The organism is Nitrosospira multiformis ATCC 25196, assembly GCF_000196355.1.
GTDB classification, from domain to species: domain Bacteria; phylum Pseudomonadota; class Gammaproteobacteria; order Burkholderiales; family Nitrosomonadaceae; genus Nitrosospira; species Nitrosospira multiformis.
Genome location: NC_007614.1, coordinates 2,095,888 through 2,115,659 on the forward strand (window position 1 = coordinate 2,095,888; position 19,772 = coordinate 2,115,659).

At 58.5% G+C, this 19,772-nt stretch carries 3 protein-coding genes and 2 pseudogenes; all 5 read right to left on the bottom strand.

What is annotated here, in order from left to right:
* Nucleotides 1-21 precede the first annotated feature (21 nt).
* Nucleotides 22-1,443, bottom strand: a pseudogene (locus NMUL_RS16610) (condensation domain-containing protein); the annotation flags it as partial.
* A pseudogene (locus tag NMUL_RS16615) lies at nt 1,420-6,147 on the bottom strand (amino acid adenylation domain-containing protein); the annotation flags it as partial. The pseudogenes NMUL_RS16615 and NMUL_RS16610, both read right to left, overlap by 24 nt.
* Nucleotides 6,148-9,564 (bottom strand): non-ribosomal peptide synthetase, encoded by a 3,417-nt coding sequence (locus NMUL_RS09585; RefSeq protein ID WP_011381147.1) that lies wholly within the window; start codon nt 9,562-9,564, stop codon nt 6,148-6,150.
* A 66-nt stretch (nt 9,565-9,630) separates the two neighbouring features.
* Complete coding sequence (locus tag NMUL_RS09590) at nt 9,631-14,355, bottom strand: type I polyketide synthase (protein WP_011381148.1); 4,725 nt, start codon at nt 14,353-14,355, stop codon at nt 9,631-9,633.
* Entirely contained in the window at nt 14,355-19,760 is a 5,406-nt protein-coding gene (locus NMUL_RS09595; protein WP_011381149.1) for a non-ribosomal peptide synthetase, read from the bottom strand. The genes NMUL_RS09590 and NMUL_RS09595 overlap by 1 nt, the downstream gene beginning before the upstream one ends.
* Nucleotides 19,761-19,772: the final 12 nt, after the last annotated feature.

The following is a 19,772-nucleotide window of genomic DNA, read 5'->3' on the forward strand; positions in this document are numbered from 1 at the left end:
GTAGCGCTGCTCGTTGATCCCCCAGGCCTTGAGCTGCGCCCGCTCGGCTGCACCAAGGATGTCGATGTCGCCAAGGCTCTGGGGCGAGTTGGTGGGAGTAGCGGCAATCCTGTCGAGGAGTCTGTGGAGCTGCGCTGCAATGGATTCCACCGTCGTTCGCGAAAAATATCTGCAATCGTAACTGTAGCCCAGCGACAGCATGGTATTCTGCATAACCGATACCATCATCGGATAATTGCTGCTCTCGCGATTACGGATATTGGAAAAGGCAGGGCCGCCCGGAGTGGATTCCCGCAACGCCTCATCCATGGGATAGTTCTCGAACACGAGAATGCTGTCGAATAATCCCTGCCCGCTTTGTCCCAGCCAGCGCTGGATTTCATACAAAGGTGTTTGCTCGTGTTCGCGCGAGGCAAGGTTCTGCGCTTGCAGGTCGCGCAGCCATGCGCCGACCTGGTGCTCGGGCTGGAGCGTTACGGACACGGGAAGCGTATTGATGAACAATCCCAGCAAGTGCTCCGCTCCTGGCAGGTCGGCCGGCCTTCCCGCCACCGTGGCGCCAAAAAGAACAGTTTGCTTCCCGGTGTACCGGCTCAGCAAGATCGCCCAAGCGGCCTGTATCAGCGTGTTGAGGGTGACACGTTCGCGCCGGGCGAATTGAATCAACCCCTCGGAAAGAGAGAGCGGCAGTTCAGTGATATGCTCCCCGAAATGCTCTTCATGATCGGAATTTCCCCGGTGTGCAGGCAATGTCACCGCCAGCCGCGTTGGCTCCCGGATGCCCTTCAGTCGCTCCCTCCAGTATGCTTCGGAAACTTCCACATCACGGCGCTGCAGCCATTCGATAAACCTGCGGTATTCGCCTCTGCCCCGTAACGCTTCCTGAGCCGGGGAAAATCTTCCGGCATATCGCCGCAATACTTCCCCGGCCAGTTGGGAAGTGCTCCATCCGTCAAGCAGCAAGTGATGGATCGTCCAGATGAAGTGATACCGGTCGTCCGCCAGCCGCACCAGTGCAAAGCGCATGAGTGGAGGTTTGGCGAGATCAAAACCCGAGGCATATTCCGCCTGGGCCAATGCCTCAAGATCGCGCTCCCTATCCTCTCTATGCTCCTTATCCTCCCTGGCCCGCCAGTCGTGTTCCACAAATGGCAGCTCGACAGACTTGGCTACCCATTGCAGGGGTTTGCTGTCCTGAGTCACGAAACCTGTCCGTAACACTGGGTGGCAAGCCATCGCATCCTGCCACGCAGCCTTGAAACGAGTTGCCTCCAGTCCCTCGATATCGGCCCTCAACTGATTGAGGTAAACACTGTGGTCGTCCCTGTCGAATACGCTGTGGAAAAGTATGCCCTCCTGCAATGGAGAAAGCGGATAAAGGTCTTCAAGCTGTGCGGCGGCTACGGGCAGACTGTCCAGCTCGCGCTGGGTGATTTCGACCAACGGGAAATCAGAAGGGGTAAGGCCTTGTATGCCACGGGTGCAATGGGCAATCAGCGTTTCAAGCTCAGCCTGGTAAACGTTCATGAATGCCTCAATTGTCGTCCTGTGGTAACGCGCGTCGCTATAGCTCACCGTAAGACACAGTTCGCCCTCGTAAACATGACCATTTATGGAAATATCATGACTGAGAGGCGCATTTTCATCGATCAGATCCCCTGTCGATTCGGTCGCCAACGTCCAGAGCGCGCTTTCGTCGAAACTCGCATCCAGTTGCCCCAGGTAATTGAATACGACTTCAGGCCTGGGCAGGGATGCCAGGACTTCACGCTGTTCGGACGTGCCGTGATACTTGAACAGGCCGTAACCCACTCCCTTGTTCGGTACCCTCCGCAGATCTTCCTTGATGCGCTTGATTCTCTGAGCCAGGTCTCCGGCTGGGTCGAGCAACACGGGATAGAGGGTGGTAAACCAGCCGACCGTTTGTGAAAGGTCGATATCGTATAAATCTTCCCGGCCATGGCCTTCAAGATCGATCAGGATTTTCTTATGGCCGCTCCACCGGCAGAGGGCGCTTCCCAGGGCGGTAAGCAACAGATCGTTTACGTGAGTACGATAGGCTGCGGGCGCCTCCTTGAGCAAGGCGCGGGTCTGGGCCTTGCCCAGCTTGAGCACAGCATCGCGCTGGTGACAGACGAAGCTCGCGCCCTCGGGGTTATCGCAGGGCAGTATGACCGGCACTCCCTTCAAGCTTCGCCAGTAAATCAGCTCTTCCCTGTTTTCATGTACATAACGCTGCAGCCGCGCGCTCCATACCTCATAGCTCCCCGATTTTTCGGGTAATGCGATGATTTGGGCATTCCGGGCCTGACTATAGGCGCTCTGCAAATCCTCGAGCAGGATACGCCAGGAAACACCGTCGATCACAAGATGATGAATGACCAGCAGCAACCGCTGGCTGCGATCGTCCATATCGAAAAGCACGGCACGCAGCACCGGGCCTTCCACGAGATTCAGGCTGCGCTGCGCCTCGTTGCACAGTGCTTCCAGATCGGCGTCGGCAGAAGCTTTGCGCACCCATAATAAATCAGCAGCGATCGATTCCCCACAAGACTGCTGCCACTGGCTCCTTTCATTTCTGATGAAGCGGAAACGAAGCGCATCGTGGTGGCGCACCACGGCTTCCAGTGCCTCTCCAAGATGTGCAGGATTCAAATACTCGCGGCTTCTCAGGAGCGCTGCCTGGTTCCAGTGATGTCGCGCGGGAATTTCCCGTTCGAAAAATTCAGCCTGAATAGGCAGCAGCGATAGAAGTCTTCCCGAGCCTCCGCCGCTCAATCCTTCTTTCGATTGCGCGCTTGCGATTGGGGCTAGGGTAGCGATGGTTGCATCCTGAACCTCGAGTGCCATTGCCACCGCCGCCAACGAAGCGATGGTCTGCCGCTCGAACAATTGGCGTGGCGTGATCTTCCAGCCGGCGCGGCGCGCCCGGGTGACGATCTGGAGACTCAGTATGGAATCACCCCCTAGCTCAAAGAAGTTGTCATGCCGTCCCACCTCTGCCACACCCAGCACCTGCCCCCAGATGCCCGCCAGCACCTCTTCCGCCTCTCCCTGCGGCGCCTCATAATGCTCCGTATGCGTAAACTCCGGCTCAGGCAAGGCCTTGCGGTCTACCTTGCCGCTCGGATTGAGCGGCAGACTCTCCAGCACCACAATCATCGAGGGCAGCATGTAGTCGGGTAAGGTTCTGGCAAGCGCTTCGCGCAGTCGTGCTGCGTCCAAATCGGTCGTTGCATGGGCAGAAACATAGGCTATCAGCCGCGCTCCCCCTGTTGGATTGGATGCACTGGATCCTTCCCTCGCAACCACCACCGCTTCCCTGACTTCCGGCTGCGCCAGCAATTGCGTTTCGATTTCACCCAGTTCAATGCGGAATCCCCGTATCTTGACCTGATGATCCAGCCGCCCCAGGTATTCGATCTGCCCGTCCGAGCGCCATCTTGCCAGATCCCCCGTGCGGTAGAGCCGCCCCCCTGTCTCATCGAAGGGATCGGCTATGAAACGGTCCGCCGTCAATCCTCCACGGTTGAGATAGCCGCGGGCCAACCCGATGCCACCCAGATACAGCTCTCCCGCTACGCCCGCCGGAACCGGGTTCAGATCGGAGTCGAGAATATAGGCGATCCGGTCACCGACAGGACAACCGATGGGCATGTAGGCGGACTCGAATCCTGTTCCGGGATAGGCTTTCGAAATGAGGGGTGTAATGACTGTTTCGGTCGGGCCATAGCCGTTGATGATGCGAGGCGGCTGAAGCGTTGTCTGTACAAAATCAAAGCTGGCGCGACTCATGGCTTCGCCACCAACCGTATACGAACGGATCGGCAAAGCGCGTCCCGCAGTACCCAGCAGCTCTGCCATCTGGTGCAGATAGTTCGGGGTAAAACAGGCTATGGTTATCCGATGCTTTACAATCTCCGCCACAGTTCGTTCGACGGACCAGAAATCATTATCACGCGGCATCAGCGCCGATCCGAAGGCAAGGGGCACAAGCCAGCGTTCATGCGCGCCGTCGAAGTTGATCGAGGCGAACTGAAGTTCCCTATCCATGGTCGTCATGCCATAAGCCTTGCCTATGGACTGAACATGCATCGACAGAGGCTCGTGGGTGACGCTCACGCCCTTTGGTTTACCTGTGGAGCCTGAGGTATAGATGACATAGGCAAGGTTGTGTCCATGCAGGACGGCTTGCGGATTGCTGTCGGATTCATCCTCGAGGTCGAGCCTGTCCAGCTCCAGCACCGGATATTGGCCGGAGTGGGGAATGCGCGATCGAACCCGGCTTTGCGTCAGCAACAGCCCGATGCCACTGTCTGCCACCATGTAGGCCAGCCGCTCCTGCGGATATTCCGGATCAAGCGGCACATATGCTCCGCCCGCCTTCAGGGTGGCAAGCAACCCCACCACCATGTCGATCGAGCGCTCCACCGCAATGCCCACCTTGACCTCCGGCCCAACCCCAAGCCTGATCAAACGGTGCGCCAGGCGGTTCGCCCTTCGGTTCAGCTCGCCGTAGCTCAATTCGACATCGCCAAAGATCAGGGCAATCGCTTCCGGCTGGACTTCAACCTGCCGCTCGATCAGCCTGTGCACGGGCTCGGTATTGGCGTAGCGCTGCTCGTTGATCCCCCAGGCCTTGAGCTGCGCCCGCTCGGCTTCACTGAGGATGTCGATGTCGCCAAGGTTCTGCTGCGGATGCTCGGCCAGTTGCTCCAGAAGAAGCAGATAATGGTTGCCAAGCCGCCCAATGGTGGCAGGTTCAAACAGCTCGGCGGCATAGGTGAAGGTGGCTTCCAGCCTGCCATCGGGCTGCTCGACCGTATCCAGGGTCAGTTCGAACTGCGCCGCCTGCTCGCTCAGCTCGTGATTTTCCACCTTGAGCCCGGGCAATTGCTCGAGTGCCCGGTAGTCTTCGCGCAGGTGGTTGTACATGACCTGAAACAGAGGATTCTGATTCAGGTTGCGTTCGGGTTGCAGGGCTTCAACCAGTCGCTCGAACGGCAAATCCTGGTGGGTCTGGGCACCCAGCGCTGCTTCCCGCGTCTGATCGAGCAACGTATGCAGGGACATGCGCCCATCCATGAGGGTGCGCAATACCTGGGTATTGACGAAGAAGCCGACGATGTTTTCTATTTCAGCCCGATGCCGGTTGGCAATCGGCACGCCCACGCGGATATCCCGCTGGCCGGTATAGCGATAGAGCAGGCCTTGAAAGCCCGAGAGCAGCGCCATGAACAGGGTCGCTCCCTGGCTTTGCGCCTGACGCTGCAAGCGTGTAACCAGACCCGCAGGTAATGTGAAGGTGTGGCGCGCCGCACGGTAACTGGCCCTGGAAGATCGGGGGTGATCGGTGGGCAATTGCAATACCGGGTGCTCTTCCCCCAACTGGCTGCGCCAGTAGGCCAGCTGGCGCTCTTTTTCTCCCGCTTCCAGCCAGTTGCGCTGCCATATCGCGTAATCGGCATACTGGATCGGCAGGGCCGGCAGGGAGGGTTCCTGCCCCTGTTTCTCCCCCTCCTGCTCCTGCTGCACCCGTGCCCGATAGTGGGCGGCAAATTCGTCAATGACAATGCGGTTGGACCAGGCGTCCGAGATGATGTGGTGCATCACCACCACGAGAAGATGTTCTTCCGCTGCAATGCGGATGAGGGCAACCCGAAGCAGCGGGCCTTGCGTCAGATCAAAGGGCGTGCCGGCTATCCGGCCCGCTTCTTCACCGGCTTGCGCTCTGGCTTGTTCCAGCGGCAGTCCGGAAAAGTCGGTCAGCGGAATTTCAAGCCGCGGCTCGTCTTCGATGATCTGCTCCGGCAACCCTTCCGAATTGACCCTGAATATCGTACGCAACGACTCATGCCGCCTGCCCAGCGCCGCAAAGCTCCAACGCAGCGCTTCAATATCCACCCTGCCCGTCAGCCGCAATCCCCCGCTCAAATGATAAGCCGTGCTCAACGGCTCCAATTGCCATAAAAACCAGTGACGCTCCTGTGCGTATGAGAGTGCGCTACGGTTTCCCGTTTTTTGCGGAACAATGGGAAGAAGAGAAAAATCGAATCCCCGTTTTTTCAGGGCATTCAGGAATTCTTTCTGTTTCTCGGGAGCAAGGGCTGCGAACCGCTCGGCAATATCCTGCTTGTTCAATTCCATTCAACTCTCCAGTAAATCAAGCAATTCCGCCATTCCCAACAGGTCCTCCTGCTCCGCGTCTTTTTCGGATGCCCGGGACCGTTTTTCCTGGATGGCAGAAGCAATATCCTTCAGCAGGGGATTCTCGAAATGCAGCCGCAAAGGCAACGAAATGGATAGGGCTTGTTGCAGTTTCTGCTGAACCTGGAGGATAGCGAGCGAATGTCCCCCCAGTTCAAAGAAGTTGTCATGCCGTCCCACCTGCGCCACACCCAGCACCTGCGCCCAGATACCTGCCAGCACCTCTTCCGCTTCCCCCCGCGGCGCCTCATAATGCTCCGTATGGGTAAACTCCGGCTCGGGCAAGGCCTTGCGGTCTACCTTGCCGCTCGGATTGAGCGGCAGACTCTCCAGCACCACAATCATTGAGGGCAGCATGTAGTCTGGCAAAACCTTGCCCAACGCTTCACGCAGTCGCCCAACTTCCATCTCCGCTTCCGCATGCAAGGAAACATAGGCAACGAGTCTTGCTCCTCCCGCAGGATTGGAGCCGCGGGCACTTTCCCTGGCAACCACCACCGCTTCCCTGACTTCCGGTTGCGCCAGCAGTTGCATTTCGATTTCGCCCAGCTCGATGCGGAATCCCCGTATCTTGACCTGATGATCCAGCCGCCCCAGATATTCGATCTGCCCGTCCGAGCGCCATCTTGCCAGATCTCCCGTGCGGTAGAGTCGTCCGCCTCCTCCATCGAAGGGATCGGCTATGAAACGCTCCGCCGTCAATCCTCCACGGTTGAGATAGCCGCGAGCGAGCAATTCCCCTCCTATGCACAGCTCACCGGGAATTCCAGGGGAAACAGGAGTCAGGTTGGCGTCCAGCAGATAGATATGACGGGCGGCAAGCGGACTGCCAATCGACACAATAGGGACAATGGACACTTGGGAGGATATTTCGTTACCCTGCGAATAATCGCTGCAATTCCATACGGTCGCGGTCACAGCGGCTTCGGTCGGACCGTAGGTATTCAGCAGGGTCACACCGTCGAATCCCGCCTCGCTCCAGGCTTTGAGTCCTTCAGGCGACATGGCCTCACCGCCCGCATGAACCTGGCGTAACAACCCGTAGTCGCGTGGACCCCCTCTGGCAAAATCCTGCACCAGCATGAACCAGTAGGCGGTGGTAAGATCGGCAACCGTGATGCGCTTTTCGATCAGCTCGCGATAGAAAGTCTCGCTGTCCCACAGCGCCGGGCCGCGCAAGACAACGGCGGCTCCCGCGCACAAGGGGGGGAAAAGCTGTTCGATAAACCCATCGAAGTTGATGGTGGAAAATTGCAACATCCGGTCTGTGGAACCAAGACCGAAGAAGCCTACCGCTACCTGTGCATGCTCAACCAGCGCATGATGCGCTACACTTACGCCCTTTGGTTTACCTGTGGAGCCTGAGGTATAGATGATGTAGGCAAGGTTGTATCCATGCAGGGCGACTTGCGGGTTGCTGCCGGATTCCTCCTCGAGATCGAGCCTGTCCAGCTCCAGTACCACGCATTGGTCGGAATGGGGAATGGCGGATCGAACCCGGCTTTGCGTCAGCAACAGCCCGATGCCACTGTCTGCCACCATGTAGGCCAGCCGCTCCTGCGGATATTCCGGATCAAGCGGCACATATGCTCCGCCCGCCTTCAGGGTGGCAAGCAACCCCACCACCATGTCGATCGAGCGCTCCACCGCAATGCCCACCTTGACCTCCGGCCCAACCCCAAGCCTGATCAAACGGTGCGCCAGGCGGTTCGCCCTTCGGTTCAGCTCGCCGTAGCTCAATTCGACATCGCCAAAGATCAGGGCAATCGCTTCCGGCTGGACTTCAACCTGCCGCTCGATCAGCCTGTGCACGGGCTCGGTATTGGCGTAGCGCTGCTCGTTGATCCCCCAGGCCTTGAGCTGCGCCCGCTCGGCTTCACTGAGGATGTCGATGTCGCCAAGGTTCTGCTGCGGATGCTCGGCCAGTTGCTCCAGAAGAAGCAGATAATGGTTGCCAAGCCGCCCAATGGTGGCAGGTTCAAACAGCTCGGCGGCATAGGTGAAGGTGGCTTCCAGCCTGCCATCGGGCTGCTCGACCGTATCCAGGGTCAGTTCGAACTGCGCCGCCTGCTCGCTCAGCTCGTGATTTTCCACCTTGAGCCCGGGCAATTGCTCGAGTGCCCGGTAGTCTTCGCGCAGGTGGTTGTACATGACCTGAAACAGAGGATTCTGATTCAGGTTGCGTTCGGGTTGCAGGGCTTCAACCAGTCGCTCGAACGGCAAATCCTGGTGGGTCTGGGCACCCAGCGCTGCTTCCCGCGTCTGATCGAGCAACGTATGCAGGGACATGCGCCCATCCATGAGGGTGCGCAATACCTGGGTATTGACGAAGAAGCCGACGATGTTTTCTATTTCAGCCCGATGCCGGTTGGCAATCGGCACGCCCACGCGGATATCCCGCTGGCCGGTATAGCGATAGAGCAGGCCTTGAAAGCCCGAGAGCAGCGCCATGAACAGGGTCGCTCCCTGGCTTTGCGCCTGACGCTGCAAGCGTGTAACCAGACCCGCAGGTAATGTGAAGGTGTGGCGCGCCGCACGGTAACTGGCCCTGGAAGATCGGGGGTGATCGGTGGGCAATTGCAATACCGGGTGCTCTTCCCCCAACTGGCTGCGCCAGTAGGCCAGCTGGCGCTCTTTTTCTCCCGCTTCCAGCCAGTTGCGCTGCCATATCGCGTAATCGGCATACTGGATCGGCAGGGCCGGCAGGGAGGGTTCCTGCCCCTGTTTCTCCCCCTCCTGCTCCTGCTGCACCCGTGCCCGATAGTGGGCGGCAAATTCGTCAATGACAATGCGGTTGGACCAGGCGTCCGAGATGATGTGGTGCATCACCACCACGAGAAGATGTTCTTCCGCTGCAATGCGGATGAGGGCAACCCGAAGCAGCGGGCCTTGCGTCAGATCAAAGGGCGTGCCGGCTATCCGGCCCGCTTCTTCACCGGCTTGCGCTCTGGCTTGTTCCAGCGGCAGTCCGGAAAAGTCGGTCAGCGGAATTTCAAGCCGCGGCTCGTCTTCGATGATCTGCTCCGGCAACCCTTCCGAATTGACCCTGAATATCGTACGCAACGACTCATGCCGCCTGCCCAGCGCCGCAAAGCTCCAACGCAGCGCTTCAATATCCACCCTGCCCGTCAGCCGCAATCCCCCGCTCAAATGATAAGCCGTGCTCAACGGCTCCAATTGCCATAAAAACCAGTGACGCTCCTGTGCGTATGAGAGCGGCACCCGCGCGGAAGCATTGCGGCAAGGGATATTCGATTGAAGTGCTGGAGCATGAGCTCCGGCCAGCCGCTGCGCCAGCCTCTCCCGTTGCTCGGGGGTCAGGCGGGCGCGTCTTTGAACTAGACTGCTGCTATGCATGATGGTGCGGATAAAAATGATGGAACATCGGGAGATGGAATGGCTTCACATCAAAGGGGCGGGAAATCATAGGCACTCGATCTCGTCCAGTAATTTCGTTTCTACCAGCTCGGCGAGACCTGCAACGGTGGGGGACCGGAAAAAATCTGCAGGACGCATGTCGATTCCGAAAACTGCCCGCACTCTCGAAAGCAGTTGAATACCCAGCAACGAATCCCCCCCCAATTCAAACAGATTGTCATGAATACCGACGGCATCCATTCCAAGCAAGCTCTGCCAGATCTCTGCAATGCTCTTCTCCAGATCGCTCTCTGGAGCGACAAAGGCCGTGTCCAGGGCAGGTCGCGGATAGTGCGGCTGGCCCCCCTGCTCATGCTGCCCGTTCTCCGCCAGCGCGAAAGGCTCTCCGACGAGGGTTACCAGATCCTCCTGCGTCTGATTGAGGCGGGCGTGCAAGTCAAGGGTGGAGACGATCACCTGGGGCCTGACCACGTTATTGACGATGTGCTCGAAAGCCTCAGCGCCTTCCCTGGGTGAAATTCCCATCCCCTCGGGCATTGCCATGTTGGCCGCCATCCCCACGTCCCGCCAGCCATCCCAGTTAACGGATATGACGGGAAATGTGAAGCCGCTATGGGCGGAACGGGTAGCCCCGCGGGCGACAGCATCGAGGTAGGCATTGGCGGCACAGTAATCGACCTTGCTGAGGCCACCCGCAATGGCTGCCAGCGATGAGCACAGCAGCATGAAATCCAGGGAGGCATCCCTGAATACAGCCTGCAATGCCTGCGTTCCCTGTACCTTGGGGGCAAACACTTTCGCCACCTCCCCCCCGTTTTTCACCGAAATGAGATCGGTACCGACCTCTCCCGCGGAATGAATCACGCCGTGAATAGCACCGAAGTGCTCATAGGCCTGTGTCACCGCCGTCTTCAACTCCGCCTGGATCGCAACGTCGGCCTGCAATACCAGCACTTCCGCGCCCAACGCCTCCAGGTGCATGACTTTCTCGATCTTGCTGCGCGTGCGGTCTGCTTTTTCCGCTGCTGAAATGACATTGGACCACTGCTCGCGGGCTGGAAGCAGGGAGCGTCCCATCAGCACCAGCTTTGCGCGATAGTTGCGCGTCAGATGCTCGGCCAGCGTCAGGCCGATGCCGCCGAGGCCACCGGTAATCAGATAGACGCCGCCATTTCGAAGGCGCAGGTGCGCTTTCCCCGGTTTCCCACATTGAATGGGTTCGAAAGTCTGAATCCAGCGGTGGGGTCCCCGGTAGGCGACCATTGAGGAAACCGGCTCAGCCTGAGACTCGGCCACTATCTGATGCACAAGCCGGTTTTTTGCAGTACCGTCGCCTGCAGGCAACTCGATATCAACCAGCCGGCAGCTCAGGTAGGCGTATTCCTGGGGAATGACCTTGCAGGGTCCAAGCAGCAGTGCTTTTTCCGGGCGAAGGGATTCGCTGCCGGTGACATCCTCGAACTGGTCGGTGATGACCATGATTTCGACCTTCGCCTCGCTCGGGATCACCTGTTTGGCACTCTCCAGCGCCTGGGCGAGATAAAACAGACTGAAGAAATTCCTGGCCTCGATTTCCACTTGATTTTCGACCTGGCTTTCCCTATAAATGCGCCCGCCGCCATTTCCGGTCAGGCTCCACAAGTGAAAGATATGGCCGAGGGTCCTGCCATCCTCGTCGATGTTGCGCAACAGAAGATCGTAATCCTGACGTTCGCCCGGACGGACAACATAGTGGTCCTTGTCCTGACGGTAAAAGGCCGGGCCCGCGGAGACAACGATTGGCTTTATTCCCAGCGTAAGCAAATGCCCTGTCAGGGCCACCCCGAAGGGATGATCATCTGCGAAGAGGATGAATGATCTTCCCTGATCCAGGAGGATGCTCTCTTGTTCAATGCTGTCCGAGCGGCGCCACGAAGGGGTGTAAAACCATTCATCGAGCGGTCGAACTACCGGCCCGGCATTATCCCTCACCTGCCGGCGTGCACCTGGCTCAAGGCCAGCCATGAGCCTGGGCCTGTCTTCTTCCCCCACTGCCTTTGCAGTCTTCGCAGTCTTTTGGTTTCCGGGCTTGATCCAGTATGACTGGCGTTCGAATGGGTAAGTCGGCAAGGAGACGCGGCGGCGGCGCTCGTCAGCGTAAAAACTCCTCCAATCGATATCGACCCCGGCAAGCCACAATCGTCCCAGGCAAAGATAAAAATGTGCTTGAGATTGGTTTGCTCTGCCAGGATGGGGCAAGGATGAAAGGATGAGGTGTTCCGGTTTTGCTTCGGAGTGACGCCGCGCAAGGGTAGTCAATGTTTCGCCCGGTCCCACCTCCAGCAGGATTCGATTGGGATTGCCCAACAGCTCGCGCAGTCCATCATCGAAGCGTACCGTCCCGCGCACGTGCTGTCTCCAATACCCGGGATCAGTGGCTTCCTGCGAAGTAATCCAGTCGCCGCTGAGATTGGAAAGAAAGGGAATCTGCGGGGGGTGCAACTCCATGGCCGAAATCAGCTCCATGAAAGCCGGCAACATCGGCTCGACCTGTGCGGAGTGAAATGCATGGGAAACATGAAGGCGTCGCGCCTCGACACCTTTATTACGCAGATCGGTTTCCAACGCTTCAATGGCGGCGACCGGGCCTGAAAGAACGCACAATTCAGGCCCGTTGACAGCGGCGAGATCGCAGCTTTCCGACAGGTAAGGCGTGATTTCCGCCTCGGGCAGCATGACCGCGAGCATGGCGCCCGTCTCCGTCTGCTGAAGCAAGCGTCCGCGCAAGGCAACCAGGCGTAGCGCGTCTTTGAGCGAAAATATGCCCGCAAGACATGCCGCGACGTATTCGCCTACACTGTGACCGATCATTGCCGCCGGTTGGATGCCCCAGGACATCCATAGCTGTGCAAGAGCATATTCGACGGCAAAGAGTGCGGGCTGGGTAACTTCCGTCTGTTCGAGGCGCGCGGACAACTCCTTCTTCCGCGCCTCATCCCCACCTTCAAGGTTAGGGTCAAGGTTAGGATATAAGGCGGTGCGCAAGTCGAAATTCAGGTGGGGTTGCAGCAATTCGACGCAGCGATCGAATTCCCGCCGAAAAACCGCCTCTCCGTGGTAAAGCTCCCACGCCATATCGATATGCTGGGCACCCTGACCGGGGAAAAGAAAGACTATGGGGCGATTTTCCGATGCCACTTGTCCGGTAACAAAGCGGTCCGCAGGCTTCCTTTCCAAAACGCCGAGCGCTTCATTCCTGTCATGGCACAGCACTACTGCGCGGCAGGCAAAACCTTTTCTTCCCGTTTGAAGGGTATAAGCGGCATCGGCAAGGGGTAAACCGGGATGTGCGCGCAGATGCTCGTGCAATCCGGCAATCATCGCATCCAGCGCCGTGCGCGTGCGCGCCGAGAGTGTGAGCAACTGACAGGCGCGTGAGGAACTCACGGGCTCTACGGGCGGAGCTTCCTCGAGCACGACGTGCACATTGGTCCCCCCGATGCCGAAGGAACTCACTCCGGCGCGCCGTGGGGCCGATTCATTCGACCAATGCCTGCTCTCCGTGTTGACGTAAAAAGGACTCGAGGAAAAATCGATTTGTGGATTGGGCTGCTCGAAATTCAGGCTGGGCGGAAGGGTTCGGTGCTTCATTGCCAGGACGGTTTTGATCAGGCCGGCGACGCCTGCTGCTGCATCCAGGTGACCTACATTCGTCTTGACCGATCCGATGGCGCAGAATCCGCGCTTGTCCGTGCTTTCGCGGAAGGCTTGCGTGAGCGCCGCGATCTCGATCGGATCGCCGATCGTTGTTCCCGTGCCATGCGTCTCCACGTAGCTGATCGTGTCGGCATCCACGCCGGCGATGGCTTGGGCAGCCAGAATCACTTCCGCCTGGCCTTCCACGCTCGGTGCAGTGTAGCCCACCTTGGCCGAACCATCGTTGTTGATTGCGGACCCTTTGATTACGGCATGAATCGTATCGCCATCGGCGAGGGCGTCCGCCAGCCGCTTGAGCACGACGATCCCCACCCCGCTCCCGATCACCGTGCCCGCCGCATTTGTATCAAACGCGCGGCAGTGGCCATCCGGCGACAGAATCGCTCCAGGCTGGTAGCGATAACCGCCTTCGTGCAACAGATTGACCCAGACACCCCCAGCCATTGCCATGTCCGCCTCGTGATTGAGCAGGCCACGGCAAGCGACATGCACGGCCGCGAGTGAAGTGGAACAGGCTGTCTGCACGGTAATCCCCGGTCCGCGCAGATTGAGCTTGTAGGAGACGGTCGTCGTCATGGAGTCCTTGTTGTTTCCATTCATCAACCCTTGCAGCGAAGAAATGTCGTGCATATCCGAAAATCGACCGCTGGAAAACAGATTCAGCAGCAGGTAGGTGTTAACCCCGCAGCCGGCATAAACCCCGACCGGGACCCTGCAGTTCGAGGCGTCATAGCCGGCATCTTCCAGCGCCTGCCAGGCCACCTCCAGGAACAGCCGGTGCTGCGGGTCCGTTTCCGCTGCCTCGCGCGGGGTATAACCAAAGAAAGAGGCATCGAAAAGATCGACGCCGGGCAGTTCGGCGCCCGCCTTGATATAGTGCGGATCTTCCAGAGTCTTGCGCGAAATCCCTCGCGCCAGGAGTTCCTCGTCGGTAAAGAAAGTAACGGACTCGACTCCATCCTGCAGATTGCGCCAGAAAGTATCCACGTTATCCGCGCCTGGAAACCGGCCCGCCATACCGATAATCGCGATATCGATATCGTCTCTTTCCGAAAACTCTTCCGTATGATCCATTAATGCGTCCTCCCTGCTCTCTGCCTGCGTTGTATGAACGTCGCTCTCTGCCGCTGCGCCCGTTCCTGATGGCGCTGCAAGGGCAGACGCCCCTTATCCGCCTGCCTGTCCTCCTGGCCGAGAAATTTGGCCAGGCTCGCGACGGTGGTATATCTGAAAAGATCGATGATGGCGATGCGTGTTTTCAACCGCTCTTCCAGTTTGCATTGCACCTTGATGAGCAGCAGCGAATGCCCGCCCAGATCGAAAAAATTGTTGTGCAGCCCCACTCGGGGTAGCTCCAGGACTTCCGCCCAGATCTCCGAAATCATCGTTTCCACGGCATTGACGGGCGTCTGATAGGCCGCCTCATCGATCTGCTCCGCCAGGGGCAAGGGCAACGCCTGGCGATCGACCTTGCCATTGGGGTTGAGCGGCAGACTATCGAGCAGCACAAACGAACCAGGCAGCATGTAATCCGGAAGCACAGCAGCCAGGGCAGTCTTGAGCATGGATGCATTGAGTGTTACGCCGTGATGCGCGGCGACGTAGGCGATGAGACGCGTTCCATTGCGGCTTTCCTTTGCCACTACCGCCGCCTCGCGAACTCCGGGCTGGGCCAGCAACTGCCCCTCGATTTCGCCCAGTTCAACCCGAAAGCCGCGAAGCTTGACCTGGTGATCGAGTCGGCCCAAGTATTCGAGTTGGCCGCCATTGTCCTCATTGCGCCAGCGCACGCGATCCCCCGTGCGGTAAAGGCGGCTCCCATCCGGTGCGAAAGGATCGGCAACGAAGCGGTCTGCGGTGAGACCGGGACGATCAAGGTATCCGCGGGCAAGTCCTGTCCCACCGATATAGAGTTCTCCGGCACAGCCGGGAGGCATGATATTCAAGTCCTCATCGAGTACGTACAACTTGCGATCTCCAACGGCACGGCCGATGGGCGCGAACTCGTGGAGAATACGAACCTCAGCGGTTTCAGACGCATGGGCTACCCAGGCGGCTGGAGTGATGACCGTTTCGGTAGGCCCGTACGCGTTGACCAGCCGGGCTTGCGGAAGAGCCGCCTGCGTTGCGGCCAGGTCGGCTGCAAACCATGCTTCGCCGCCGGCTATGCAAGTGCGTACCGACGGGGCACCGTCCTGCATCAAGGGAAGCAGCATCCGTAGATAAGCGGGCGGCAAGTGCAGCGTGGTGATGCTGTGCTTTCCGATCTGATCGACGAAACCGTCGCCAGCAAGATCCCGTGTCGATGAAAGGACAAGCGTCCCACCTTCGCACAAGGGCGTGATCCACTGTTCCGCAGCCGCATCGAAATTCATCGAGAAAAACATGAGTTCGCGATCGCCAGGACGTACGTCGTAGATTTCCCTGATCGCTGCCAGATGCATTGCCAGGGGACCATGGCTTACTCCTACTCCTTTCGGTCTGCCGGTCGATCCGGATGTATAGATGACATAAGCGAGATTGTCGGGATGTAACGCAATCTCCGGGTTGGTCTCTGCTACCCCCTTCACGTCGACGCTATCCAGTTCCAGCACCGAAAGCTTTTCCGAATCGGGGATACGGTTCCTGAGAGGGGATTGCGTCAACAGCAACCGGATGCCGCTATCCTCAACCAGATAGTCGAGGCGTTCGCGCGGATAGTCGGGATCGAGCGGTACATATGCTCCTCCTGCCTTGAGAATGCCCAGCAGGCCGACGATCATCTCGATGGAACGTTCTACCGTAATGCCAACCTTTACTTCCGCTTTGACTCCCAGAGCGATTAAATGGTGTGCGAGCCGGTTTGAGCGACAGTTCAGCTCCTGGTAGGTTATTTCGGTATCGTTGAAAATCAGGGCGCAGACGTTCGGGCGTTCTTCCGCCTGGCGCTCTATGCGCCGATGTACAGGTTCATGGGCCGCATGACGGGCAGCTTCATGGGCGGCTGGATGAGCAGATCGATCGAACACCGCGCTACCTGAAAGGTGCGCTCCAGCATTCGCCCCCCATGCTCCCCATGCTCCGAGCTGCGCCATATCGCTCTCGCTCAACAGAGGCACATCGCCGATGGTTATTTCCGGCTGCCCGGCCAGTGCCCGCAACAGAGCCACATACTGGCGTCCGAGGCGCTCGATCGTGCGGATATCGAAGAGCTCTGACGCATAGATGAAGCTTGCACGCACGTTTCCATCGGGTGATTCGATCGTTTCCAGCGTCAGCTCGAACTGTGCAGCCTGCTCGCCCAACGGATAGTCAACGATCTTCAGCTCCTTGATTTGATCGAGCTTGCGTCGGTCGCTTACCAGATGATTAAGGGTCACCTGGAACAGCGGCGTCCGGCTCAGGCTTCTCTCCGGCTGCAATGCCTCAACCAACTGCTCGAAGGGCAAATCCTGGTGTGCCTGGGCGTCGATTGCCGCCTCCCTGACCTGCGCGAGCAGGGTTGACAAAGCCATGCGGCTGTCGATCTTCCCGCGCAGTACCTGGGTATTCACGAAAAAACCGACGATGCCTCTGGTTTCAGTCCGGTTGCGATTGGCGACCGGCACGCCGACACGAATATCCTTTTGTCCCGTGAGGCGATAGAGCAAAGCTTGAAAACCCGCCATCAGCGCCATGAAAAGGGTCGCACTGCGGTTATCCGGGCGTTGGGCAAGGCTTCGCAGCCTGCTCAGCACATCCGGCGGCAGGTCGAAAGAATGATGTGCCGCCTGATAATTTGCCACAGGCCGCCGCGGATGATCGGCCGGCAATTCCAATACCGGATGTTCGGTGCCCAGGCAATCACGCCAGTAGGCCAGTTGCCTGTCTTTCTCGCCTGCTTCCAGCCAGTTGCGCTGCCACTCGGCATAGTCCGCGTAGCGGATGGGTAACGGGTCGAACTGCGGCAACTGCCCTTGGGCATGAGCCATATACCCGATGGCGAGCTCGTCAAGCAACACCTGCATCGAGGCACCATCGGAGATGATGTGATGCATGGCCATAACCAGGATGTGCTCATCCTGCGTCAGCCGGATCAGGACTACTCGCAGCAACGGGCCCTGTGTCAGATCGAAGGGATCCGAAATGATCCGGTCGGCCTCCTCTTTCGCATACGCTTCACGCACAAAGGCGGGAGTGTCGTCCAGATGGATGTGTGGAATATGCAACCGCACTGCCGGTTGGATCACCTGCTCCGCGGAACCTTCCGCTCCTGTCCGGAAAACGGTACGCAAGGATTCGTGGCGCGCGGCCAGCCCATCAAGGCTGGCCTGCAACGCCTGGGCATCCAGGGAGCCTGACAATCGCAACGCCTGCTTGATGTGATAGGCGGTGGATGTCCGGTCCAGTTGCCAAAGGAACCAGAGACGCTGTTGACCAAAGGAGAGCGGTGCCGCATCGGCTGCTCCAATCCTCCTTGCGGTGGAAAGAATGCGGATGCTGGCAGTGCGTCTGGGAGTGCCAACCGACAGTACGCGCTTGATTTCCTCTGCGCACTCGCGCAACTTTGGATTCTCGAACAGGCTGCGGAGCGTGAAATCGATCTGCCAATGCTCAGCAATACGCGCCACAGCCTGAACTGCCGAGAGTGAGCTTCCGCCGCTGGCAAAAAAATGATCCTCGCGCCCCAACCCACGGCGATTCAACACGGTTTCCCAGAGGCCCGCGAGCGAAATTTCGACGTCATCCGTCAGCGTGAGTACGGGCCGAACGCTGCCGCCCAGCACGAAATTGCCAAACTCATAGACGGCATATGCGTCCAGGGTGCGCTCGCGCCAGCCTTGGCGGCAGGCTGCGCGCTGCAATTTTCCGCTGGAAGTCTTGGGCAATCCTCCCGGATTCAGTAGTACCACCACCGAGAGCGGCTCATGGCAGCTTCCGCTCACGGCCTCACTCAACGCCTGCACCAGAGTTTCAACGGCGATAAGCTTCTGCATGCCGCGGGATATCTCCACGGCCATGCCGATTCCTTCCCCGTTTTCGGTTTCTACCGAAAACGCGGCCACCCTTCCCTTCCGGGCGGCCTCCACTTCATCCTCGATCACTTGCTCGAGGTCCTGCGGGTAGACGTTCTGCCCCCTTATGATGATGAGATCCTTGCGCCTTCCTGCAATGTATAACTGTCCATCATGTATGAAGCCAAGGTCTCCGGTGCGGAGCCAACGTCCCCCCTCGCGGGAAACAAAAGTTTCGGCTGTCTCCTCTGGTTTTCGCCAGTAGCCGCAAGCCAGACTGGCACCATCCGTCCAGATCTCTCCGATCGTACCATCGGGCAATTGGACACCTGTTTCCGGATCTACAACCCTCACCGTATGACCGGAAGCCGGCACACCGCAAGCTACCAGAGAGGTTCCCTGCTCCGCCACTTCGACCTTGCCTTGCGCGAGCAGCTGGGTAGAGAAGCAATGTGCCTCCATGCCGTCTCCACGCGTCCCACCGGTGACAAAAAGCGTTGCTTCGGCCAGGCCGTAACAGGGATAAATTGTGCCAGGTGGAAATCCTGCCGGTGCGAAGCGTTCGATAAATGCTTTCATCGTTTCCCGGCGTACCGGTTCGGCACCCGAAAAGGCGACACGCCAGCTCGACAAATCGAGCTCTTGTAGCTGAGCATCGCTTACCCGGTCCGCACAGAGTTGAAACGCAAAATTGGGCGCGCCACTCACCGTCGCACGGTAGTGCGAAATGGCTTTCAACCATCGTACCGGTCGTTCGATAAAAAATCGGGGCGTCATCAGCACGACAGGAATGCCCCGATGGATGGGTTGCAGCAAGCCGCCGATCAGACCCATATCGTGATACAGCGGCAACCAGCTCACGAATATGTCGTTTGCATTGATCGACATGCCCTCCTCGAACACTCTCGTATTTGTCATCAGGCTGCCGTGGCTCACCATCACCCCTTTGGGCGTAGATGTAGACCCCGAGGTATATTGCAAAAACGCGATATCTCCCTCTGCGGGAGAACATTCACGCCATGCGGAGGCGTTATCGCATTTCACCGTGTCCACAGTCAGCACGATCGCATAAGAAAACTGTTCCACCGCGGCACGAGCAATCAAGGGCATAATTTCGCTCGTGGTCAATATGCAGCGTGCCTCAGCATCGGCTGCAATGGCGAGCAGGCGTGCCAGATGCCGTTCTCGCACCATCTCCGGCGGAAAAACGGGCACAGCGATGAGGCCTGCATAAAGACAGGCGAAGAAGCCGATTACGTAATGCTCATCATTTTCCATGAGCAACAGGGCGCGTTCGCCTGCCGAAAAACGGTCCTGCAAAATGGCTGCGAGTGCACGAACATGTTGATCCAATGTTCTATAGTCGAATGCTTTTTCCACGGCTCCCTCGCCTTCCTGGCCCATTACCGTCAAGGCGAGGTCTGTGGGACGTGCCAACGCGAGATTACGGAGATGCGTCACCAGGTTTTGGGGGTAAATGCGGTGAAAAATTGACCTTGGCGTCATAGTGAAACCTTT